19 protein-coding genes are annotated in these 22,705 nt (G+C 65.6%); 6 read left to right on the top strand and 13 right to left on the bottom strand.

What is annotated here, in order from left to right; genetic code table 11:
* Positions 1-284 precede the first annotated feature (284 nt).
* Positions 285-1,055 (top strand): transcriptional regulator PrtR, encoded by a 771-nt coding sequence (gene prtR / locus B7D75_RS03080; protein WP_034079696.1) that lies wholly within the window; start codon positions 285-287, stop codon positions 1,053-1,055.
* A gap of 100 nt (positions 1,056-1,155) precedes the next feature.
* Positions 1,156-1,470, top strand: a complete 315-nt coding sequence (gene prtN / locus B7D75_RS03075) for a pyocin genes transcriptional regulator PrtN (protein WP_043100674.1) — start codon at positions 1,156-1,158, stop codon at positions 1,468-1,470.
* A gap of 286 nt (positions 1,471-1,756) precedes the next feature.
* On the opposite strand, the gene trpE is transcribed toward prtN, so the two are convergent.
* The 10 genes from trpE to B7D75_RS03025 form a co-directional block, all read right to left on the bottom strand.
* Entirely contained in the window at positions 1,757-3,235 is a 1,479-nt protein-coding gene (trpE, locus tag B7D75_RS03070; RefSeq protein ID WP_003152157.1) for an anthranilate synthase component I, read from the bottom strand.
* Between the two features lie 72 nt (positions 3,236-3,307).
* Entirely contained in the window at positions 3,308-4,126 is an 819-nt protein-coding gene (locus B7D75_RS03065) for a phosphoglycolate phosphatase (protein ID WP_033999495.1), read from the bottom strand.
* On the bottom strand, positions 4,126-4,800 hold the full coding sequence (rpe, locus tag B7D75_RS03060; RefSeq protein ID WP_012074190.1) for a ribulose-phosphate 3-epimerase: 675 nt from the start codon (positions 4,798-4,800) through the stop codon (positions 4,126-4,128). Before rpe ends, B7D75_RS03065 begins: the two co-directional genes overlap by 1 nt.
* 123 nt (positions 4,801-4,923) lie before the next feature.
* A complete protein-coding gene (locus B7D75_RS03055) occupies positions 4,924-5,754 on the bottom strand; it encodes an ABC transporter permease (protein WP_003152154.1) in 831 nt (276 codons plus the stop codon).
* Positions 5,755-5,832: 78 nt separating this feature from the next.
* On the bottom strand, positions 5,833-7,080 hold the full coding sequence (locus B7D75_RS03050) for an ABC transporter permease (RefSeq protein ID WP_012074189.1): 1,248 nt from the start codon (positions 7,078-7,080) through the stop codon (positions 5,833-5,835).
* Positions 7,081-7,191: 111 nt separating this feature from the next.
* Positions 7,192-8,238 carry an ABC transporter substrate-binding protein gene (locus B7D75_RS03045; protein WP_012074188.1) on the bottom strand — a complete coding sequence of 349 codons (1,047 nt, stop codon included), beginning with the start codon at positions 8,236-8,238 and terminating at the stop codon, positions 7,192-7,194.
* A 55-nt stretch (positions 8,239-8,293) separates the two neighbouring features.
* Positions 8,294-9,403, bottom strand: a complete 1,110-nt coding sequence (locus tag B7D75_RS03040) for an ABC transporter ATP-binding protein (RefSeq protein ID WP_012074187.1) — start codon at positions 9,401-9,403, stop codon at positions 8,294-8,296.
* 233 nt (positions 9,404-9,636) lie between these two features.
* Positions 9,637-10,671 (bottom strand): ABC transporter substrate-binding protein, encoded by a 1,035-nt coding sequence (locus B7D75_RS03035; RefSeq protein WP_012074186.1) that lies wholly within the window; start codon positions 10,669-10,671, stop codon positions 9,637-9,639.
* Positions 10,672-10,799: 128 nt separating this feature from the next.
* Complete coding sequence (locus B7D75_RS03030) at positions 10,800-11,432, bottom strand: response regulator (RefSeq protein WP_023442961.1); 633 nt, start codon at positions 11,430-11,432, stop codon at positions 10,800-10,802.
* Positions 11,433-11,474: 42 nt separating this feature from the next.
* Complete coding sequence (locus B7D75_RS03025) at positions 11,475-13,874, bottom strand: PAS domain-containing sensor histidine kinase (protein WP_053816605.1); 2,400 nt, start codon at positions 13,872-13,874, stop codon at positions 11,475-11,477.
* Positions 13,875-14,025: 151 nt separating this feature from the next.
* On the opposite strand from B7D75_RS03025, the gene B7D75_RS03020 reads away from it, so the two are divergent.
* Positions 14,026-15,078, top strand: coding sequence for an alpha/beta hydrolase family protein (locus B7D75_RS03020; RefSeq protein ID WP_107113732.1), 1,053 nt, complete (start codon positions 14,026-14,028; stop codon positions 15,076-15,078).
* Here the strand turns inward: B7D75_RS03020 and B7D75_RS03015 are convergent, their stop codons facing one another.
* From B7D75_RS03015 to B7D75_RS03005, 3 genes are read right to left on the bottom strand one after another with little or no spacing between them, the layout of a single operon-like run.
* On the bottom strand, positions 15,079-15,837 hold the full coding sequence (locus B7D75_RS03015; RefSeq protein ID WP_107113731.1) for a DnaJ domain-containing protein: 759 nt from the start codon (positions 15,835-15,837) through the stop codon (positions 15,079-15,081).
* A gap of 1 nt (position 15,838) precedes the next feature.
* Positions 15,839-16,513, bottom strand: a complete 675-nt coding sequence (gene murU, locus B7D75_RS03010; protein WP_107113730.1) for an N-acetylmuramate alpha-1-phosphate uridylyltransferase MurU — start codon at positions 16,511-16,513, stop codon at positions 15,839-15,841.
* A complete protein-coding gene (locus tag B7D75_RS03005) occupies positions 16,510-17,526 on the bottom strand; it encodes an aminoglycoside phosphotransferase family protein (RefSeq protein ID WP_034079693.1) in 1,017 nt (338 codons plus the stop codon). The genes murU and B7D75_RS03005 overlap by 4 nt, the downstream gene beginning before the upstream one ends.
* A 126-nt stretch (positions 17,527-17,652) precedes the next feature.
* Between B7D75_RS03005 and lptD the strand changes: the two genes are divergently transcribed.
* Genes lptD through pdxA form a run of 3 tightly spaced genes read left to right on the top strand, consistent with a single transcriptional unit; the run spans position 17,653 to position 22,695 of the window.
* Entirely contained in the window at positions 17,653-20,439 is a 2,787-nt protein-coding gene (lptD, locus tag B7D75_RS03000; RefSeq protein ID WP_107113729.1) for an LPS-assembly protein LptD, read from the top strand.
* Positions 20,420-21,712: a peptidylprolyl isomerase gene (locus B7D75_RS02995; RefSeq protein WP_034079691.1), complete on the top strand. Its 1,293-nt coding sequence runs from the start codon at positions 20,420-20,422 to the stop codon at positions 21,710-21,712. Before lptD ends, B7D75_RS02995 begins: the two co-directional genes overlap by 20 nt.
* A complete protein-coding gene (gene pdxA / locus B7D75_RS02990) occupies positions 21,709-22,695 on the top strand; it encodes a 4-hydroxythreonine-4-phosphate dehydrogenase PdxA (RefSeq protein WP_107113728.1) in 987 nt (328 codons plus the stop codon). Before B7D75_RS02995 ends, pdxA begins: the two co-directional genes overlap by 4 nt.
* The last annotated feature ends 10 nt before the right edge of the window (positions 22,696-22,705 follow it).

Here is a 22,705-nt window from a genome sequence, read left to right as displayed (position 1 = left end):
AGAATGAATGAGCGGGACGGAGCGTCTGCATGGAAGGCGCTCCGGCCCTCTAGGTGCCGGAGCGCTTTCCCGTGGCCCCGGCACCCAAGCAGTCGGCGCCAACATCGTCGGCCGCCGACAACCGGGTGCATCCCTGCACCCAATGTGAAATCCCTGAAAGCGGGTAGGGAGTTGTGAAACTCACCTCTTCCGCTTTCTGACGGAAGAGAAGTTACAACCAAAGCTATTTATGGTCAACACCTAGGCTCTTTACAGAAAAGGCACTGGCCTGTAGATTGCCGAGCATGGACAAGAGCACCCAGATCCCGCCCGACAGCTTCGCCGCCCGCCTCAAGCAGGCCATGGCGATGCGCAACCTCAAGCAGGAGACCCTCGCCGAAGCGGCCGGGGTTTCGCAGAACACCATCCACAAGCTGACCTCCGGCAAGGCCCAAAGCACTCGCAAGCTGATCGAGATCGCCGCGGCCCTGGGCGTCTCGCCGGTCTGGCTGCAGACCGGTGAAGGCGCGCCCGCCGCGCGCAGCACCGTGCCAGTGGCGGATGGCAGTCCGCTGGTGCTGGAACCGCTGCATCCGTGGGACAGCGAGACCCCCCTGGACGAGGACGAGGTGGAACTGCCGCTGTACAAGGAGGTGGAAATGTCCGCCGGCGCCGGCCGCACCGCGGTCCGCGAGATAGAGGGGCGCAAGCTGCGCTTTTCGTATGCCACGCTGCGCGCCTCCGGTGTCGATCCGTCGGCGGCGATCTGCGCCCAGCTGACCGGCAACAGCATGGAGCCGCTGATCATGGATGGCTCCACCATCGGCGTGGACACCGCCACCACCCACATCACCGACGGCGAGATCTATGCCCTCGAGCACGACGGCATGCTGCGGGTGAAATTCGTCTATCGCCTGCCCGGCGGCGGCATCCGCCTGCGCAGCTTCAATCGCGAAGAATATCCCGACGAGGAGTACTCGCCCGAAGATATGCGCAGCCGGCAGATCAGTATGATCGGCTGGGTCTTCTGGTGGTCCACCGTACGCCATCGGCGCGGCCCGTCCCTGGTCAGGTGAACGCGCCGCGCCCGGTCCGTTACGACTTATGCTATTGAATCGAAAAACAACCTGAGCTATATTTTCTCCATCGACGCATAGCCGCGCAGGAGGGAATACCGTGCAGCCATCCATCGCCCCCAACACCCATGTACCGCGCCAGGAAACCGTGGAGCTGGTCTACCGCATCTTCGGCGACGTCCTGGTGCCACTGGAGCAGGTCCGCGAACGCTGGTTCCGCAACCTGAACAAGGAAAACTTCAGCAAGGCCCTGGCCTGCGGGCGTATCGCCCTGCCGGTGACGACCCTGGACGATAGCCACAAGGCCATGCAGTTCGTCGCCCTCGATCACCTGGCCGCCTATGTCGACCAGCGCGCAAGCCAGGCCGGGAGCGCTCGCCGAGCGCAGCCAGGCACGGACAGCGTCGCATCCTGAGCGTCCTGCCCCGTTGCCTCCATCTTGGGAGCGACACCATGCTCCGCCCGGCGCCTTCTGCATAGGCAAGTAATGCCGAAGGCGTTATCCGCCAACCGGACATCTCGATCACTTCATCTTGAGGCGGGTTCGGCGTCCTGCCCTCTGGCGGATATCGCGCCGCGATATTCGCCCTACGAAAGCGATTCCGCGTAAGGCGAAGCCCATGCGTGGGTCCAGCCGGACACAAAAAAAAGGCGGATGACGCAAACGCCATCCGCCTTCTGTTCTTCCGCCTCGCGCCGTCTTATTCGACGCTCTGTTCGGCCAGCGCCACGGCGCGGAACATCGCCCGGCGCTTGTTGATGGTTTCTTCCCACTCCAGGGCCGGAACCGAATCGGCGACGATGCCACCGCCGGCCTGCACATGCAGTTCGCCATCCTTGATCACCGCGGTGCGGATGGCGATGGCGGTATCCATGTTGCCGTTCCATGCCAGGTAGCCGACCGCGCCGCCGTAGACTCCACGCTTGACCGGCTCCAGCTCGTCGATGATCTCCATGGCGCGGATCTTCGGCGCGCCGGACAGGGTGCCCGCCGGCAGGATCGCCCGCAGCGCGTCCATCGCACCGAGCCCCTCGCGCAGGTGGCCGGTGACGTTGGAAACGATGTGCATGACGTTGGAATAACGCTCGATCACCATCTTCTCGGTGACCTTCACCGCGCCGATATCGGAAACCCGCCCCACGTCGTTGCGACCCAGGTCGATGAGCATCAGGTGCTCGGCGATCTCCTTGGCATCCGAAAGCAGGTCCTGCTCCAGCGCCAGGTCGGCCTCTTCGTTGATCCCGCGCGGGCGGGTGCCGGCGATGGGGCGCACGGTGACCAAGCCATCCTCGACCCGCACCAGTACTTCCGGCGAACTGCCCACCACATGGAAATCGCCGAAGTTGAAGAAGTACATGTAGGGCGTCGGGTTGAAGCAGCGCAGCGCGCGATACAGGTCGATGGGCGCCGCCTTGAATTCGATGGACATGCGCTGCGACGGCACCACCTGCATGCAATCGCCGGCGAGGATGTAGTCCTTGATGCGCTCGACCGCGCTCTCGTAATCCTCGCGGGTGAAGCTGGCGCGGAACGCCGGCTCGCCGCCCCGGGCCGCCTCGAGGTCGAGGCCGCGACGCGGGACGATCGGCTGGCGCAAACGCTCCAGCAGTTCCTCCAGGCGGGCCTGGCCACGCTCGTAGGCATTCTCCTCGGCGGGATCGGCCAGCGCGATGGCATGGATCTTACCGGCCAGGTTGTCGAACACCACCACCGCATCGGAAACCATCAGCAGGATGTCCGGGTTGCCCAGCGGGTCGGGGTTCGGGCAACTGGCCAGGCGCTTTTCCACGTAGCGCACGCAGTCGTAGCCGAAATAGCCGACCAGGCCCCCATCGAAACGCGGCAGGCCGGACACGGTGGGCACCTGGTAGCGCGCCTTGAACTCCTCGACGAAGGCCAGCGGGTCCGCACAGTCGAAGCGCTCGGTCTCCGCCCCGTCTACGCTGATCCGGACCTGGTGGCCGTAGACCCGCAGCACCGTGCGGCAGGGCAGGCCGATGATCGAATAGCGCCCCCACTTCTCGCCGCCCTGCACCGACTCCAGCAGGTAGGAGTTGGGCGCGTCGGCCAGCTTCAGGTAGATCGACAGTGGCGTGTCGAAGTCGGCAAGGGTCTCGAAGGACAGCGGGATGCGGTTGTAGCCATCGGCGGCCAGCCGCAGGAATTCTTCGCGATTCATGATCAGCCTCGTGGGAGGAGAGAACGGTCAACAGGGTGCAAACGCGCGCCGGCTATCCGGCGGAGGATGATGTCAGGCGCGCCAGCGCCAACGCGCCAGGGCCTTGATGACCTTCATCCAGAGTTTGCTGACCGCCACGGCTTGATCTCGCTGGTCGGTGGGGGAAAGGGAGTCGTCCGGCAACACTATCGCAGCGGCCCGGTCGGCGCAAGGCAGGAGGTCGCGCAGGTTGTCGATGACCAGGGTGGGCGCTTCCTCGGCGATCGGCCGGCCGTGGTTGTAGCCGTAGGACAACGCCGCACAGCGCACGCCGGCGGCCTTGGCGGCGAGCACGTCGTTGCGCGAGTCGCCGACGAACAACGCGTCCTCCGGCTCGACCCCGGCCATCTTCATCACGAACAGCAGTGCCGCCGGGTCGGGCTTCTGCTGCGGCAGGGTATCGCCGCCGATGATCCAGCGGAAATAGCGGCCCAGCTTCATCTCGTCCAGCAGCGGCGCGACGAAGCGCTCCGGCTTGTTGGTGATCAGCGCCATTTCCACGCCGTTGCGCTTGAGCCACCTGAGGGTATCGACGACGCCCGGATAGACCTCGGTGAGCGCATGACTGTCGGCATAGGCCTCCATGAACAGCGCCAGCGCGGCTTCGGTTTCCTCCTCGCCGATGCCGTCGTGCTCGATGCTTCCGGCCAGGGCGCGACGCACCAGGATGCGCGCGCCGTTACCGATCCACTGGCGGACCTTCTCGATGCCCGCCGGCGGCCGCCCGAGGCTGGCGAGCATGCTGTCGACCGCGGCGGTGAGGTCGGGAACGGAATCGACCAGGGTGCCATCCAGGTCGAACATCACCAGACGCGGCAGGCGCGTGGCGAAGAACGGCTCCGCAGCGCTCATTACGGGTGCGCCTGGGCCAGTTCGGCATGCATGGCGCGGATGACCTCGGCGTAGTCCGGGGCATTGAAGATGGCCGAGCCGGCGACGAAGGTATCGGCACCCGCCGCGGCGATCTCACGGATGTTCTTGACGTTGACGCCGCCATCGATCTCCAGGCGAATCTCGCGACCGGAGGCATCGATCAGGGCGCGTGCCTCACGCAACTTGTCGAGGGTACCGGGGATGAACTTCTGCCCGCCGAAGCCGGGATTGACGCTCATCAGCAGGACCATGTCGACCTTGTCCATCACGTACTTCAGCACGTCCAGCGGAGTGGCCGGGTTGAATACCAGGCCGGCCTTGCAGCCGCCGTCGCGGATCAGTTGCAGGGAGCGGTCGATGTGCTGGGAGGCTTCCGGATGGAAGGTGATGTAGGTGGCGCCAGCTTCGATGAAGTCGCCGATGATGCGATCCACCGGGGAGACCATCAGGTGCACGTCGATCGGCGCGCTCACGCCGTACTTGCGCAGCGCCGAGCAGACCATCGGACCGATGGTCAGGTTCGGCACGTAGTGGTTGTCCATCACGTCGAAGTGAACGATGTCGGCACCGGCGGCGAGCACCTTGTCCACGTCCTCGCCCAGGCGGGCGAAATCGGCGGAAAGGATCGACGGAGCGATGGCGAAGGGTTGCATGGCGCACCTCAAAGGGGATCACGGAAGGCGCGCATTGTAGCCGTTATCGGTTTTTGGCGGTGAAAATGACGACCTTTCGCCGCAGCAGCCGACGCCCGGACGAAGCCGGGCGCGGCCTGCGCCTCAGGCGCCGGGTTGCGCGGTGCGCATCTTCTCGCTGCGTCCGCGCAGCCATTCCAGGGTCAGCAACAGCAGCACGGAAAAGCCGATCAGCAGGGTCGCCGCGGCAGCGATGGTGGGGCTGAGGTTCTCGCGGATGCCGCTGAACATCTGCCGCGGCAGGGTGGCCTGCTCGGGACCGGCGAGGAACAGGGTCACCACCACTTCGTCGAACGAGGTGGCGAAGGCGAACAGCGCGCCGGAAATCACCCCGGGAGCGATCAGCGGCAGGGTCACCCGGAAGAAGGCGGTCAGCGGCGGCGCGCCGAGGCTGGCGGCGGCGCGCACCAGGTTGTGGTTGAAACCCTGCAGGGTCGCCGAGACGGTGATGATCACGAACGGCACGCCGAGCACCGCATGCACCACGATCAGCGACAGGTAGCTGTTGCCCAGTCCGAGCGGGGCGAAGAACAGGTAACTGGCGACGCCGATGATCACCACCGGCACCACCATCGGCGAAATCATCAGGCTCATCACCAGTGCCTTGCCGCGGAACTCGCCGCGGGTCAGGCCGATCGCGGCGAGGGTGCCGAAGACCATCGCCAGCAGGGTCGCCGCCGGGGCGACGATCAGGCTGTTGGTCAGCGAGCGCATCCACTCGGCGGACTGGAAGAAGTCGGCGTACCAGCGCAGGGAAAAGCCCTGCAACGGGTAGACCAGGAAAGTCCCGGAGTTGAACGACAGCGGCACGATGACCAGCACCGGCAATACCAGGAACAGCAGCACCAGGCCGCAGAGGATGCGCAGGGAGTAGAACCACAGGCGCTCGACCGGGGACATGTAGGGACTAAGCATGACTCGCTCTCCAATGTGTTTCGTGCGGCCCCCTGCCCGGCCCTGAGGGCCGGGCAGGGGGCCTTCCTCGAAGACGCCTTATCCCAGGCGCAGTCGGCTGGCACCCACCAGCCAGCTATAGACGATGTAGAGCACCAGGGTGGCGAGCAGCAGCAGGCCGCCGAGGGCGGTGGCCATGCCCCAGTTGATGGTGCTGTTGGTATAGAAGGCGACGAAGTAGCTGACCATCTGGTCGTTCGGGCTGCCCAGCAGCGCCGGGGTGATGTAGTAGCCGATGGACAGGATGAACACCAGCAGGCAACCGGCGCCGACGCCCGCGACGGTCTGCGGGAAGTACACCCGCCAGAAGCTGGCGAACGGATGGCAGCCCAGGGAAATCGCAGCGCGCATGTAGCTCGGCGAGATGCCTTTCATCACGCTGTAGATCGGCAGGATCATGAACGGCAGCATGATATGCACCATCGCGATGTACACCCCGGTACGGTTGAACACCAGTTGCAGCGGCTGGTCGATCAGGCCGAGCTTGAGCAGCGCGCCGTTGATCAGGCCGCCTGATTGCAGCAGCACGATCCAGGCGGCGACGCGGACCAGGATCGAGGTCCAGAACGGCAGCAGGACCAGGATCATCAGCAGGTTGCTCTTGCGCGTCGGCAGGTTGGCCAGCAGGTAGGCCAGCGGGTAGGCGAGCAGCAGGCAGACGACGGTGATCACCGCGCCCATCCAGAAGGTGCGGGCGAAGATGTCCAGGTAGATGGCCTGGTCCGGGGTGGCGCGGGCCACTTCGCCAAGGTCGTCGATGCGGTGGTCGAGGGCCGCGAGCAGGTAGTAGGGGGTATAGCTGCTGGCATTGCGGCGGATCACCTGCCAATAGGCGGGGTCACCCCAGCGCTCGTCGAGCTGTTCCATGGCGTCCTTGTAGGAAGCGGGCTCCTCCTTGAACGGCAGCTTGCGCGCGGTCTTCGCCAGCAGGCTGCGATAGCCGGCCAGTTCCATGTTCAGGCGCTTGGAGAGATCGCCGATGGTCTGGTTGCGACGAGCCTCGGCGAGATCCTGGCTGAGCGCCTTGTAGACGGCGTCGGCCGGCAGCGACTTGCCGTCCCAGGCGGAGATGGCCTCCACCGTCAGCGGCAACGAGCGAACCACTTCAGGGTTGGACACGCTCTTGTAGAGCAGGGCAGCGATCGGCACCAGGAAGGTCAGGACCAGGAAGGCCACCAGGGGCAGGATCAGCGCCTGGGACTTCAGGCGGTTCATCCGCTCGGCGCGCGCCAGGCGTTGCTTGAGGGTGCTGCCGGCGGCCTGGGACATGGGCACAGCTGTGGCCATAGCGAACTCCGGAAAAAACGGGCCGTCGGGCGCGGCCCTGGAAAAGATGGAACCATGGGAGGGTGCGCCGGACGGCGCACCCTCCAGCCCTCCGGGGAGGATGGGCGTGACTTACCTGGCCGCCCAGGCGTTGAAGCGCTGTTCCAGTTGCTCGCCGTAGTCGGCCCAGAAGGTCACGTCCATTGCCACCTGGTTCTGGATGTTTTCCGGAGTGGTCGGCATGTCCTTCAGCAGGGCCTTGTCCAGCAGCGGCACCGCCTGCTTGTTGGCCGGGCCGTAGGCGATGTTCTCCGAGTAGGTCTTCTGCTGCTGCGGCTGTACCGAGAAGGCGATGAACTTCAGGGTCTCTTCCTGCTTCTTCGCGCCTTTCGGGATAGCCCAGGCGTCGAAGTCGTAGATGCCGCCGTTCCACACCACCTTCAGGTTGCTTTCCTTCTGCACCGCGGCGATCCGGCCGTTGTAGGCCGAGCTCATCACCACGTCACCGGAAGCCAGGTACTGCGGCGGCTGTGCGCCCGCCTCCCACCACTGGATGCTCGACTTGATCTCGTCGAGCTTCTTGAAGGCGCGATCCTGGCCTTCCTTGGTGGCAAGCACGCTGTAGACGTCCTTCGGCGCCACGCCGTCGGCCATCAGGGCGAATTCCAGGGTGTACTTGGCGCCCTTGCGCAGGCCGCGCTTGCCGGGGAATTTCTTGATGTCCCAGAAGTCCGCCCAACTGGTCGGCGCGCTTTTCAGCTTGTCGGCGTTGTAGGCGAGCACCGTGGACCAGACGAAGAAACCCACGCCGCACGGTTGGATGGCGCCGGGCACGAAGTCCTCGGTCTTGCCGAACTGCGCCGGGTCGAGTTCCTCGAACAGGCCTTCGTCGCAGCCGCGCGACAGCTCCGGAGACTCCACTTCCACCAGGTCCCAGGACACGCTGTTGGTATCGACCATGGCCTTCACCTTGGCCATCTCGCCATTGTATTCGCCGGCGACGATCCTGTTGCCGGTGGCTTTCTGGTAGGGCTCGTAGAACGCCTTGATCTGGGCGCTCTTGTTGGCCCCGCCGAAGGACACCACGGTCAGGTCCACCGCCATGGCCTGGGCCGCGCAGGCCAGGCCCGCCGCCAGGGTGGCGAACTTGAGGCTGGCCGCTTTCAGGGATTTCGACATTATTGTTCTCTCCACAGTGCAGGGTTGCTTCGGTACGGTTCGGGACTGCCGGCGCTCACGCCGCCGGCAGGGGGTCGAGCGCCCTCACATGCTCGACCTGCCAGCCCAGCGGAACCACATCGCCGACGCTCAGCGTCGGGTCCAGCTCGGCGATCGGCTGCTTGACGAAGAAGTCCTCGCGGCCGCAGACCTCCAGGCGCACGCGCACGTGATCGCCCAGGTAGACGAACTCGGCCACGCGGCCGGAAAAACGGTTGGCGCAGGCCTCGCTGGCGCCGTTCAGGCGCACCCGCTCGGGGCGGATCGACAGGGTCACCGGCTCGCCCGGCTGGCCGACGTTGATCGCCAGCGCCTCGATCTTCTCGCCGCGCGGCAAGCCCACCACGCAGCGTTCGCCGTCGCGACTGAGGAGTTGCCCGGAAAGGCGGTTGTTCTCGCCGATGAAATTGGCCACGAAGGTGTTGCGCGGATGCTCGTAGAGGTTGCGCGGCGGCTCGATCTGCTGGATCTCGCCCTGGTGGAACACCGCCACCCGGTCGGACATGGTCAGCGCCTCGCCCTGGTCGTGGGTGACGTAGACCACGGTCACGCCGAGGCGCTGGTGCAGATGCTTGATCTCCATCTGCATGTGCTCGCGCAGTTGCTTGTCCAGCGCACCCAGCGGCTCGTCCATCAGCACCAGCTGCGGCTCGAACACCAGCGCGCGGGCCAGCGCCACGCGCTGCTGCTGACCACCGGAGAGCTGCGCCGGGTAGCGCCCGGCAAAGGCATCGAGCTGGACCATCGACAGCGCGCGCTTGACCCGTTCCTTCACGTCGGTCTTGCCCATGCCGCGGACGCTGAGGGGAAAGGCCAGGTTCTCGGCCACGGTCATGTGCGGGAACAGCGCATAGTTCTGGAACACCATGCCGATGTCGCGCTTGTGCGGAGGGACATTGTTGATCGAGCGACCGGCCAGGAGGATCTCGCCGGCAGTGGGGGTTTCGAAACCGGCCAGCATCATCAGGCTGGTGGTCTTGCCGGACCCGGAGGGGCCGAGCAGGGTGAGGAATTCGCCCTTGCGAATGTCCAGGTTGAGATCCTTCACGATGAGGGTCTCGCCGTCGTAGCTCTTCTGCACGCCACGGAAGCTGACCAGCACATCGCCGCCTTGAGTCTCGGCCATAACCGCACCTTTGTTCGTTTTATGGATGCTGTGCGGACAGCCTAGAGAACCCCGAGCGCGGCGCAAATCGGCCGGGGAGAGAGTTTGCTATCAGGGGAAGGGAAAGCCATTTGTAGGAATTGCCCTACAGAATAAAAAACGCCCCGAAACGGTTCGAGGCGCTCTGCAACAAGGTTTTCAAGCGACGCAAAGGTTTGCGCCACCCAACCGCCGATCGACGCGCGGAGGCTCCCTCAGCGCTTGACCCAGTTCTGGAAGCGCTGCTCCAGGGCCTCGCCATGCTCCGCCCAGAAGGCCACGTTCATGCCCACCGCGTTCTTCATGTTCTGCGCCGCGGTCGGCAGGTTGGCGGCGACCCCGGGATCGAGCAGGTCCACCGCCTTGCGGTTGGCCGGGCCGTAGGCGATGTTCTCGGCGAAGGCCTTCTGCTGCTCCGGCTGGCTGGCGAAGCGAATGAAATCCTCGGCCAGTTGCTTCTTCCACACCCCGGCCGGCAACGCCCAGAAATCGAAATCGTACACACCGCCACTCCAGACCATCGACAGGTGCCGCTTCTCGGCCTGGGCCGCGGCGATCCGGCCGTTGTAGGCGGAGCTCATCGCCACCGTACCGTCGGACAGGTCGCGCACCGGGTCCTGGCCGGACTTCCACCAGTGGATATAGGGCTTCAGCTCGTCGAGCTTGCGGAACGCCCGTTCGACGCCCGCTGGCGTCGCCAGTACCGGGTAGACGTCCTTCGGTGCCACGCCATCGGCCATCAGGGCGAACTCCAGGCTGTACTTCGCGCCCCAACGCAGGCCGCGCTTACCGGGAAACTTCTTCACGTCCCAGAAGTCCGCCCAGCCTTGCGGCGTGCCGGCGACCTTGTCGCGGTTGTAGGCGAGCAGCGTGGTCCAGACGAAGATGCCGACCCCGCAGGGCTGCACCGCGCCGGGAACGAAATCGGCGGGATCGCCGACCTTCGCCATGTCCAGCTTCTCGAACAACCCTTCCTCGCAGCCGCGCGCCAGCTCCGGCGCCTCGACCTCGACCACGTCCCAGGACACATGGCTGATCTCCACCATGCGCTTGAGCTTGGCCAGGTCGCCATTGTAGGAACCATGCACCACGCTGTTGCCGGTGGCGCTCTTGAAGGGTTTGTAGAATGCGCTTTCCTGGGCCTCCTTGTTGGCGCCACCGAAGGAAATCACGGTCACGTATTCGGCCCAGGCGGGCACGCTGACTCCGAGAAGGGCGCAGAGCAGGCCCGTCCTCATGGCTGGCAACATCGTTTCTTCTCCTTATCGTGTTGGCCGGCACGCATCATTCCCTGCCACGCGGACGCCAGGTAGGGGGCAGATCGCGAAAACCGGACCTGGCGCACAGGCCGCAGGCAAAACCGGCAGCGCCGACCGCCTCAGAGCAGCCGGTGCTCCATCGCGTAACGCACCAGGTCGGCCACCGAATGCGCGTTGAGCTTCTGCATCAGGCGCGCCTTGTGGGTACTGACGGTCTTGTTGCTGACCGCCAGTTGCTGGGCGATCTCGTTGACGTTGGCGCCCTGCACCAGCCGCTCGAACACCGAGAATTCACGCTCGGAAAGCAGTGCGTGGGGCGGGCGCGAGTCGGTCAGGCCGACCTCGAAGACCATCCGGTCGGCAAGGTCCGGGTCGATGTAGCGGCCACCGCCGGCGACCCGCCGGATGGCGGTGAGCAACAGCGCCGGGTCGCTGTCCTTGGTCGCATAGCCGGCGGCGCCGATCTTCAGCGCACGGGCGGCCATCTGCGCCTCGTCGTGCATCGACAGCACCAGGATCGCCGGCGGCTCGCTCAGCGCGCGAATCCGCGGGATCGCCTCGAGACCGTTGACGCCGGGCATGGAGATGTCCAGCAGGACCACCTCGCACGGCGTGCCGCGCAGGGTTTCCAGCAATTGCTCGCCATTGGTGGCCTCCCCGACCACCTGCAGGTCCTTGGCCATGCCGATCAGTTGCTTGATGCCTTCCCTGACGATGGTGTGGTCTTCTGCGACCAGGACACGGATCACCACTCTTCGCTGCCTCACGCTGTTCCGCCTTGCCGGCGGTTGTTCTTATGACGGGCCCGACACGCCTAGCGGAATCCTCACGCTGAGCGTGGTGCCCTCGCCCGGTGCGCTGTCGATGTCCAGCCTGCCGCCCATCATCAGCACCCGCTCGCGCATGCCGACCAGGCCGAAGGAACTGCCACGCCCCACCGTGGCGACATCGAACCCGCGCCCGTCGTCGCTGACGCTCAGGCACAGCTCCTCGCCTTCGCGCACCAGCCGCAGTTGTACAGTATGCGCTTCGGCATGCCGCATGACATTGGTCAACGCTTCCTGGAGGATGCGGAACAGGCCGATGGCCCTGGCGTCGGCCAGTTGCGGCGGATTCTCCGGCACCTCCACCAGGCAGGGAATCTGCGTGCGCGCCTCGAAGCGCCGCGCCTGCCACTCCACCGCCGAACCGATGCCGGCATCGAGGATCGGCGGGCGCAGCGCGGTGGCCACGTCGCGCACCAGCTGGAACAGCTGGGCGATCAGCTTCTTCATGTTGCCCAGGCGTTCGCGCAGGCCGTCCTCGGCGTCGGCGTAGGCCAGTTCGCACATCGAGGTTTCCAGTTTCAGCACCGTCAGCACCTGGCCGAGTTCATCATGTACCTCGCGGGCGATGCGCGCCTTCTCCTCCTCCCGCACCGACTCCAGGTGCGCCGACAGTTCGCGCAACTGCGCACGCGATTCGCCCAGCTCGAGTTCGATCTGCTTGTTCGCGGTGATGTCCCAGACCACCCCGTCCCATACCGCGCGGCCATCCTCGAAGCAGCGCGCGGAGGCCTTGATGTCGGCCCAGCGCAGCTCGCCCCGGCGGGTGAGGATACGCCCCTGCCAATGCCAGTCGCGATCCTCCTCGAGGGCCGCCATCTGGCTCGACCAGTAGCCATCGCGATCATCCGGATGGACCAGGCCGCGGATGCCACGGCCGCTTTCGATCAGTTCGCGAGCGCTGTAGCCAACCAGCGCCTCGCTACCCTCGCTGATATAGGCGAAGTCGGAAAACGCGCCGGCCCGCGGCCGCTCCAGGCGGAAGACCATGCCCGGCACGTTGGAGGCGATGCCCTTCATCCGCGCCTCGCTTTCCTGCAGCGCCTCGCGGGCGCGGCGGCGCTCGGTGACATCGCTGAGGAACACCACCAGGTATTCGGAGTTGCCGAAACGCAGGAAGCTCAGCGAGACATCCGCCGGCAGCCAGCTGCCGTCAGCGCGCAGGCAGCGGGTCTCGAAGCTGAGCGGGCCTTCCTCGCTGTTGCGCGCGCGGCGCCACAGGGTCAGCCAGCGGTCCATGTCCAGGCCGGGCTCGAAGTCGACCAACGGGCGGTCCACCAGTTGCCCGTCGGCGTAGCCGAGCACCTGTTCGGCGGCACGGTTGGCGTAGCGCACGCGGCTGTCCCAGTTGACCCAGAGGATCCCCAGGGTGCTGTGGTCGACGGAGAACTGGGTCAGGCGCAGCGCTTCCTCGGCCGCCTGGCGCAACTCCAGGTCCCGGCGGGCGCCGTACAGCCGGGCTTCCAGGGCCTGCTGCTGGCGCCGCTGGAGGAACACCGCCGCCAGCGCGCCGGCCAGCAGCAGGCCGAGGAGGATCGACAGGTTCTGCCAGAACCCCGGCGACTCGCCGAGACGCGGATACCTGGGTTGCAGCCAGCGCTCGTGCAACTGGTCCAGGGACTTGCGCGGCAATGCGCGCAGCGCCTGGTCGACCACCATCGCCAGTTCCGGCCAGTCGCGCCGGGTCGCCACCCGTAGCAGCTGCGGGTAGCCGATGTCGCCAACCACCGCGAGGTCGGCGAACTCCGGTTCGCGGGTCAGGCGGCTGAATTGCGCCTCGTCGATCACCGCGTAGCGCGCCTGGCCGGCGAGCACCGCGCGCAGCACCTCGCGCTCGGAATCGGCCGGCAGCAGCCGCAGACCGCTGTAGGTGCCGCTCAGGTAGCCGGCAACCGAGCCGTGGCCGCGCACGGCCACCGGCGTGTCGCGCTCCAGTTGTTCCAGCTCGACGCTGCCGCTGCCTTCGCGTCGCCCCACCACCAGCCGCGAGACGCGCAGGTAGGGATCGGAAAACAGCCACAGACGCAGGCCGGACGGTGTCTGGCTGAGGCCGGGGGCGATATCCACGCGGCCGTCACGCAGGGCCTCGTCGAGCGCGGCCTGGTCGGGATACCCCTGCCATTGCAGAGTCACCTGCATGATCGCGGCCAGCCAGCCCATCAGTTCCACATTGGCTCCGGAGTATCGCTGCAGGCGGCGGTCGTACTGCGCGTAGGGAACTTCGGTAACGACGCCCACGCGCAACTCGCGGTGCCCCGCCAGCCAGGCCTGGAGTTCCGCCGTCAGCGGCAGGCCCGGCGGCGCCTCCTCGGCGCGCGGGGACAGGCTCAGCAGCAGGCAGCAGAAAAACACGCAAAAACGACGCAACATGCCGACGACACCCCGCGGAAACGGCGCTTCGAAAGGGAAAGCGGGCATACCTTACCGCGAGCGCGGGTGGCGAACCATGCGAAGGCTCGGCCTGACAAAGAACAGGCCAGGGTTTAGGCTGCCCTTCTGAAAAAGCTATCAGGAATCTCCGATGCCGGTCCTCCGTCACCCGCCGAAGCCCTTCGCCCTGCTGTTGGCCACCTCGCTGCTGTGGCCGGCCGCCGCCCATGCCAAGGAAGAAAGCGCCAAGGAGCAACCGCCGACGGCAATGGAGCGCCCGGCGGTCAGCGAACGCAGCCAGGACGAGGCCAGGGGCCTGGAACGCCAGTTGCCGGAAGAGAGCCAGCAGATCCTGAAGGCCGGCGACGAGAGTTTCCTCACCCTCTGGCTGCCGGCCAACAGCGCCGAACCCGAGGGCGTGGTGATCCTGGTCCCGGGCGATGGCGAAAGTCCGGACTGGCCCCAGGTCATCGGGCCGCTGCGGCGCAAACTGCCGGACGCCGGCTGGCAGACCCTGAGCCTGGCCCTGCCCGACCCGCAGAGCAGCGCGCCGGTCACCCGCCCGGCGGGCTCCGCCGCCAGCGCCAGTGCCGACAAGGATGCCAGCGCCATCGACAGCGCCAGCAAAACCGAGGTGAAAGGCGAAAGTGGCAACGCCCCGGCGGCGAAAAGCACTGCCGAAGCCGGCAGCGGCGAGCCGGCGCAAAGCGACGAGCGACCCACGCCACCGGCCATCGATCCGGTCGAACAGCGCAAGGCGCATGCCGAGCGGGTCATGGCGCGACTGCAGGCAACCATCGACCTGGCCCTGCAGCACGAACCGAAGAGCGTGGTGTTGCTCGGCCACGGCACCGGCGCCTACTGGGCGGCACGCTACCTGGCGGAAAAGGAACCTTCGGAAATCCACAACCTGCTGCTGGTCGCGCCGGAGCTACCGCGCGACTTCCGCCCGCCACTGGAAGACATGGTGCCGAAGCTGAAACTGGCGACCGGCGACTTCTATTACCGCGATACCCGCGCCGACCGGGACGCCGCCAGGCTGCGCATGCAGGCCGGCAAGCGGCAGAAGCATCCGGCCTACATCCAGGTGGCGATGCAGGCCCTGCCGGCCGATCCCGAGGCCGAGCAGGAACAGCTCTACCGGCGTATCCGCGGCTGGCTCGGCCTCCACCTGCAAGCCGCTGCGCAGAAGCCCATGGAGTGATCAGCGGAAGCCCTCGCGCTCTCGGATCAAGGCGTAGGCCGCCTGCAACTGGCGGGTCTTCTCGGTAGCCGCGCGCACACGTTCGGCGCTGGCGCCGGCACCCGCCAGCTTGTCCGGGTGGTGCTGGCTGATCAGCTTGCGATAGGCACGCTTGATCGCTACCGGTTCGCTTCCGGCCTCCACACCGAGCAGGAGCAGTGCATCGCGATAGCTGTCCTGGGCGACTGGCCGCGCGCGCCGCGGCATGACCCGCGCCGACAGGCGTTCGGTGCGTTCCGCCGACCAGCCCAGCCAACGCCCCCACTGCAGCACCAGTTGCCGCGCCGACTGGCTGAGCATGCCGCCGGCCCAGGCCATCCGCCAGCAGGCAAGCAATACCGCCTCGGCACGCTCCCCCTTGAGCCGCGCCACCTCCTCCTGCAGGTGGGCGACACCCGCCTTGCCCTTGCCGAAGGAGGCAATGGCCCGGTGCCGGGCACGGGCGTCGAGCCTGCGCAGGGTCATTTCCTGGCGCGCCTGCTGGATATGCACCTCATCGACCCGCCCGCCGCTCTTGGCCAGGTAGCCAAGCAGCTGGAACAGCAAGTCATCCTCGTCGCTCACCGCCCTGCCCCGCAGGCGCGCCAGCAGGCTGCGCCAGGACTCCAGGCGCAACCGACGGTCGAGCAGTTGCCCCAGCAGCCCGCCGAGCAGGGCCCCTGGGATGCTGGCCAGGGCCCAGCCTGCCCCAGCGCCGATCAGTGTGGCGGGCCAGAGCATCTCAGGCGTGCTCCGCCAGCAATCGCTCGACGTCTGCCAGGCGTTCGTGGGTACCGACGTCGACCCAATGCCCGCGATGGTGCTCGCCGCTTACCCGCCCCGCGGCGATCGCCTTGCGCAGCAACGGCGCCAGCTTGAAGGCGCCCGGCGCGCAGCCGTCGAACAGCGCCGGGTGCAGCACGGCGATGCCGCTGTAGGTCAGGTTGCCGCCCGCGTCGCGGGCTTCGCCCACCCGGCCGGCGGCGTCCAGGTGAAAGTCGCCGGCGGGGTGGTGCGCCGGGTTGTCGACCAGCACCAGATGCGCCAGGTCGCCGTCGGCCAGGCGCAGGCGGGTGTAGTCGAAGTCGCTCCAGACATCGCCGTTGAGCAGGAGGAAGGGCTGCTCGCCGAGCAGCGGAAGAGCGCGGAAGATCCCGCCACCGGTTTCCAGCGGCTCGCCTTCGGCGGAATAGGCGATCCGCCCGCCCAGGCGCGAGCCGTCGCCGAGGTAGGCCTCGATCTGCTCGCCGAGCCAGGCATGGTTGATCACCCAGTCATCGATCCCGGCCTGGCGCAGCGCCAGCAGCTGGCGCTCGATCAGCGGCACGCCGGCAGCCTTGATCAGCGGCTTGGGCGTATGCAGGGTGGTCGGCCGCATGCGCTCGCCACGCCCGGCCGCCAGGACCATCGCCTTCATGCCTCGGCCCCCTGCGGCAGCGAGGCCAGCAGTTCGCCCAGTTCGGCCAGTTCGGGACGCCGCGCCACGGCGGTTTCCAGGTAGCGGAAGAAGCGTGGCACGTCGCCCAGGTAGCGCGGTTTGCCGTCGCGGTGACAGATACGGGCGAAGATGCCAATTACCTTCAGGTGCCGCTGCACACCCATCAGGTCGCTGGCGCGAAGGAAGTCCTCGAAGCTCGGCGGCAGCGGGATGCCGGCCCAGACCGCCTTCTTCCAGTAGCGGTTGAGCGCGGCGTGCACGCGCGGCTCCGGCCAACTGACGAAAGCGTCCTTGTACAGGCAGGTGACGTCATAGGTGACCGGGCCGTGCAGGGCGTCCTGGAAGTCGAGGACGCCCGGGTTCGGCTCGCTGAGCATCAGGTTGCGCGGCATATAGTCGCGATGGACGAACACCCGCGGCTGCTCCAGCGCGCTGCGCACCAGCAGGTCGCAGATGCGCCGCCAGCGCGCCAGGGCTTCGCCTTCCAGTTCCACGCCCAGGTGGCGGGCCAGGTACCAGTCGGGGAACAGTTGCAGTTCGCGGCGCAGCACCGCTTCGTCGTAGGGCGGCAGGACGCCGGCGACATCGACCTTCTGGAAGGCGATCAGCGCATCCAGGGCCGGTTCGAACAATTCGTCGGCGTTGCCGGGATGCAGGACGTCGAGGTAGGTCTGACGGCCAAGGTCGCTGAGCAGGAGGAAACCGTTGTCCAGGTCCTGGGCGAGAATCCTCGGCACATGCACGCCGGCGCCGGCGAGCAGGCCGGCGACCTTGACGAAGGGTCGGCAGTCTTCCTGGGGTGGCGGCGCATCCATCACCACCAGGCTGCGATCTCCCCCCTGCCAACGGAAATAGCGGCGGAAGCTGGCGTCGCTACTGGCTGGAATCAGTTCGGCGGGAGGCACTTCCCCCCAACCTTCGGCAACGAACAACTCGGGCAAACAAGAGTCCAACCAGCGATTCAGCTGCTGGAAACGGGCATCATCAGACATTTACAGGGTTCTCCACGGCCCTAGCCGTTGCGCAGGTCATGCTTTATTATCCAGCATCTTTTTCAGCCCATCGAGAGGCGTGCGGCCCACCGGGCCGATGGCGCGCAGGAAGCCCGGATTAACAAGATGGCAGTGAAATCCCTCGTGTTTCGAAGAAAGTTTCCCCTGCTGGTCACCGGCAGCCTGCTGGCTCTGCAGCCGGTCGCAGCATTGACTGTACAGGCCGCCGATCAGTTCGACTGCAAGGTATCGGCCACCGGCGGCTGGGATTGCTCCCCGCTGCAGAACGCCAATGCCAACCTGCCGCCCCGCCCCGCGCATACCGCGACTTCGGTCAGCACCGCCGCAGCGGGCGGCAGCGTATCCGGCGGCGGCGAAACGGTCGAGGCCGAACCGGCCCAGCGCCTGGTCACCGAGTCCGGCGGCCGCGCCCTGAAGTCGCGCAGCGCCGACTACTCGCACCTCGACTGGATTCCGCGGGAGAAGCTGACCGCCGCCCAGTTGGCGGAAATCGGCCCCTATTGCGGCGGTTCCTACATCGAACCGGTCCGTCCGGGCATGAACGATGGCGCGCCGAACGACGAGAGCCCGACCTATGTTTCGGCCAAGGCCTCGCGCTACGAGCAGGACAAGCAGATCGCCACCCTCGCCGGCGACGTGGTCCTGCGCCAGGGCAGCATGCAGGTGGAGGGCGACGAGGCCAACCTGCACCAGCTGGAAAACCGCGGCGAACTGATCGGCAACGTCAAGCTGCGCGACAAGGGCATGCTGGTGGTGGGCGACCACGCCCAGGTCCAGCTGGACAACGGCGAAGCCCAGGTCGACAACGCCGAATACGTGATCCACAAGGCCCATGCCCGCGGCAGCGCGCTGTATGCCAAGCGCAGCGAGAACGCCATCATCATGCTCAAGGATGGCACCTACACCCGCTGCGAACCGAGCAGCAACGCTTGGACCCTGAAGGGCAACAACGTCAAGCTGAACCCGGCCACCGGCTTCGGCACCGCGACCAACGCGACCTTGCGGGTCAAAGATTTCCCGGTGTTCTACACCCCGTACATCTACTTCCCGATCGACAATCGCCGCCAGTCCGGCTTCCTGCCGCCAAGCTTCGGCAGCACCAGCGATACCGGTTTCACCCTGGTCACCCCGTACTACTTCAACTTGGCGCCGAACTACGACGCCACGTTGTACCCGCGCTACATGGCCAAGCGCGGCATGATGCTGGAAGGCGAGTTCCGCTACCTGACCCACAGCAGCGAAGGCACCCTGAACGCCGCCTACCTGAACGACAAGGACGACCATCGCGAGAACTTCCCGGACTACAGCAAGGACCGCTGGCTGTACGGTATCAAGAACACCACCGGCCTCGATTCGCGCTGGCTGGCCGAGGTCGACTACACACGCATCAGCGATCCTTACTATTTCCAAGATCTGGATAGTGATTTAGGTGTAGGTAGCACTACCTATCTCAATCAGCGGGGAACCTTGACCTACCGCGGCGATACTTTCACGGGCCGATTGAATGCTCAATCCTATCAACTGGCGACTACAACCGATGTAACCCCATATGATCGCCTTCCTCAAATTACGTTTGACGGTTTTCTACCCTACAGTCCAGGCGGTCTAAAACTTAATTACAGTACTGAGTTTGTCCGCTTTGATCGTGACCTAGACGAAAATGTCTACTTTAACGATGATGGCACCGTGCGGGGTTTTCGCCCAGATGCTTCGCTTCAAGGCTTAGCCCGCTCGACTGGCGATCGCATTCACCTCGAGCCAAGCATGAGCTTGCCGATGACACGCAGCTGGGGCTATCTGACTCCGTCGCTGAAGTATCTTTACACTAAGTACGACCTCGACCTAGATAGCAAGGGCAAGACTAGCCTCAAGGTTTACGATGAAAAGTTCAACAGTAGCCAGGATCGCTCACTGCCTCTGGTAAAAGTTGACGGCGGGTTGTACTTTGATCGAGACGTAGCCTTTGCTGGAACGAAGTTCCGGCAAACATTGGAACCAAGGGCTATGTACCTCTATGTTCCTTATAAAGACCAGGACAACATTCCTGTTTTTGACACCAGCGAACATACCTTCAGTTATGACTATTTGTGGCGAGAAAACCGCTTCGCTGGGCGAGATCGTGTTGGTGACGCCAATCAGCTTTCGCTGGGTGTAACTAGCCGCTTCATCGAGCCTAATGGCTTCGAGCGAGCAACTTTGAGTGCCGGCCAAATTTATTACTTCCGCGACAGACGTGTACAATTGCCCGGCCTGACAGAAAAAGATTTAGCTCGCTTAAAACAAGAAAATCCAAATATGGATATCAAGGAGCCTGACAACGACAGTTGGCGCTCACCATATGCGCTGGCCGGCTTGTATCGCTTCAATCGTGATTGGAACGTTACTTCCGACTTCAACTGGAACCCCAGCACCAAGCGTACCGAATCGGGTAGCGCAATGTTCCATTATCAACCAGAGGCGAACCCAAACAAGATTGTCAATGCGGGTTATCGCTATCGCGAAGACACCCGTCGCTTCAACAGTTCGACAGGGCGCTTCATGTACGGCCGCGAAGACGACATCATCAAGCAGCACGACTTCTCGGTCATCTGGCCGTTGGTGCCGCAGTGGTCCGTGCTCGCCCGCTGGCAGTACGACTACAACAAGAACCGCACACTCGAGGCCTTCGGCGGTTTCGAATACGACAGCTGCTGCTGGAAACTGCGCCTGATCAACCGCTACTGGCTGGACGTGGACGACGATGCCTTCCTCGTGCAGAGCGAGAAGGCCGACCGCGGCATCTTCCTGCAGATCGTCCTGAAGGGCCTCGGTGGCATCGTGGGCAACAAGACGGAAATGTTCCTCGACAAAGGCATCCAAGGTTATCGTCAACGTGAAGATCAAGCTATGTAACCGGCTGCGCCCCCTTGCATTGGGCGCAGCACTCCTTTGCTCCTTCGCGCATGCCGAAGTGGTACCACTGGACCGGGTCGTCGCCATCGTCGACAACGATGTGATCATGCAGAGCCAGCTCGACCAGCGCCTGCGTGAAGTGCACCAGACGCTGCTCAAGCGCGGCGCGCCGCTGCCGCCCGAGCACGTGCTGACCCAACAGGTGCTGGAGCGCCTGATCATCGAGAACATCCAGCAGCAGATCGGCGACCGTTCCGGCATCCGCATCAGCGACGAAGAGCTGAACCAGGCGATGGCCACCATCGCCCAGCGCAACGGCATGAGCCTGGAGCAGTTCCAGGCTGCGCTGACTCGCGACGGCCTTTCCTACGCCGATGCCCGCGACCAGGTTCGCCGCGAGATGGTGATCAGTCGCGTGCGCCAGCGCCGGGTAGCCGAACGCATCCAGGTCAGCGAGCAGGAAGTGAAGAACTTCCTCGCCTCTGACATGGGCAAGATCCAGCTTTCCGAAGAGTACCGCCTGGCCAATATCCTGATCCCGGTGCCCGAAGCCGCGTCCTCCGACGTGATCCAGGCCGCCGCGCGCCAGGCCCAGGAGCTCTATCAGCAACTCAAGCAGGGCGCCGACTTCGGCCAACTGGCGATTTCCCGCTCGGCCGGCGACAACGCCCTGGAAGGCGGCGAGATCGGCTGGCGCAAGGCCGCCCAGTTGCCGCAGCCCTTCGACAGCATGATCGGCTCGCTGGCCGTCGGCGACGTCACCGAGCCGGTCCGCACCCCGGGCGGCTTCATCATCCTCAAGCTGGAAGAGAAGCGCGGCGGCAGCAAGATGGTCCGCGACGAGGTGCATGTCCGCCATATCCTGCTCAAGCCCAGCGAGATTCGTAGCGACGCCGAGACCGAGAAGCTGGCGCAGAAGCTCTACGAACGCATCCAGTCCGGAGAGGACTTCGGCGAACTGGCGAAGAGCTTCTCCGAGGATCCGGGCTCCGCGCTCAACGGCGGCGACCTGAACTGGATCGATCCGGAAGCCCTGGTACCCGAGTTCCGCCAGGTGATGAACGATACCCCGCAGGGCGAGCTGTCCAAGCCGTTCCGATCGCAGTTCGGCTGGCACATCCTGCAGGTCCTCGGCCGTCGCGCCACCGACAGCAGCGAGAAGTTCCGCGAACAGCAGGCGGTGAGCGTGCTGCGCAACCGCAAGTACGACGAGGAACTGCAAGCCTGGCTGCGGCAGATCCGCGACGAGGCCTACGTGGAAATCAAGCAGTGAGCCTGCGCTTCGCGCTGACTCCCGGCGAGCCGGCCGGCATCGGTCCCGACCTGTGCCTGCTGCTCGCCCGCTCCGCCCAGCCCCACCCTCTGATCGCCATCGCCAGCCGCGCGCTCCTGCAGGAGCGCGCCGGCCAACTCGGCCTGGCGATCGACTTGCTCGACGCCTCCCCCGCCGCCTGGCCCGGCGCGCCGGCCAAGGCCGGCCAACTCTATGTCTGGGATACGCCGCTGGCCGCGCCAGCACGCCCCGGCCAGCTGACCCCGGCCAACGCCGCCTACGTCCTGGAGACCCTGACCCGCGCAGGCCAGGGCTGCCTCGACGGTCACTTCGCCGGGATGATCACCGCCCCGGTGCACAAGGGCGTGATCAACGAAGCCGGGATTCCCTTCTCCGGGCATACGGAGTTCCTCGCCGACCTCACCCACACCCGCCAGGTGGTGATGATGCTGGCCACCCGCGGTCTGCGCGTGGCCCTGGCGACCACCCACCTGCCGCTGCGCGAGGTCGCCGACGCTATCACCACCGAGCGTCTGGAGCGGGTCGCTCGCATCCTGCACGCCGACCTGCACGACAAGTTCGGCATCGCCCGCCCGCGCATCCTGGTCTGCGGCCTCAACCCGCACGCCGGCGAAGGCGGCCATCTGGGCCGGGAAGAGATCGAGGTGATCGAGCCCTGCCTCGAACGCCTGCGCGACGAAGGTCTCGACCTGGTCGGCCCGCTGCCGGCCGACACCCTGTTCACCCCCAAGCACCTGGAGCACTGCGACGCGGTGCTGGCGATGTACCACGACCAGGGCCTGCCGGTGCTCAAGTACAAGGGCTTCGGCGCCGCAGTCAACGTGACCCTGGGCCTGCCGATCATCCGTACCTCGGTCGATCACGGCACCGCCCTCGACCTCGCCGGCAGCGGTCGCATCGACAGCGGCAGCCTGCAGGTCGCCCTGGAAACCGCCTACCAGATGGCCGTCAGCCGCTCCTGAGGCCGGTCGG

The organism is Pseudomonas paraeruginosa (genome assembly GCF_003025345.2).
Classification (GTDB): Bacteria; Pseudomonadota; Gammaproteobacteria; order Pseudomonadales; family Pseudomonadaceae; genus Pseudomonas; species Pseudomonas paraeruginosa.
Note: the sequence above shows the minus strand (reverse complement) of the source record. Positions and strands in the feature narration are given on the sequence as shown.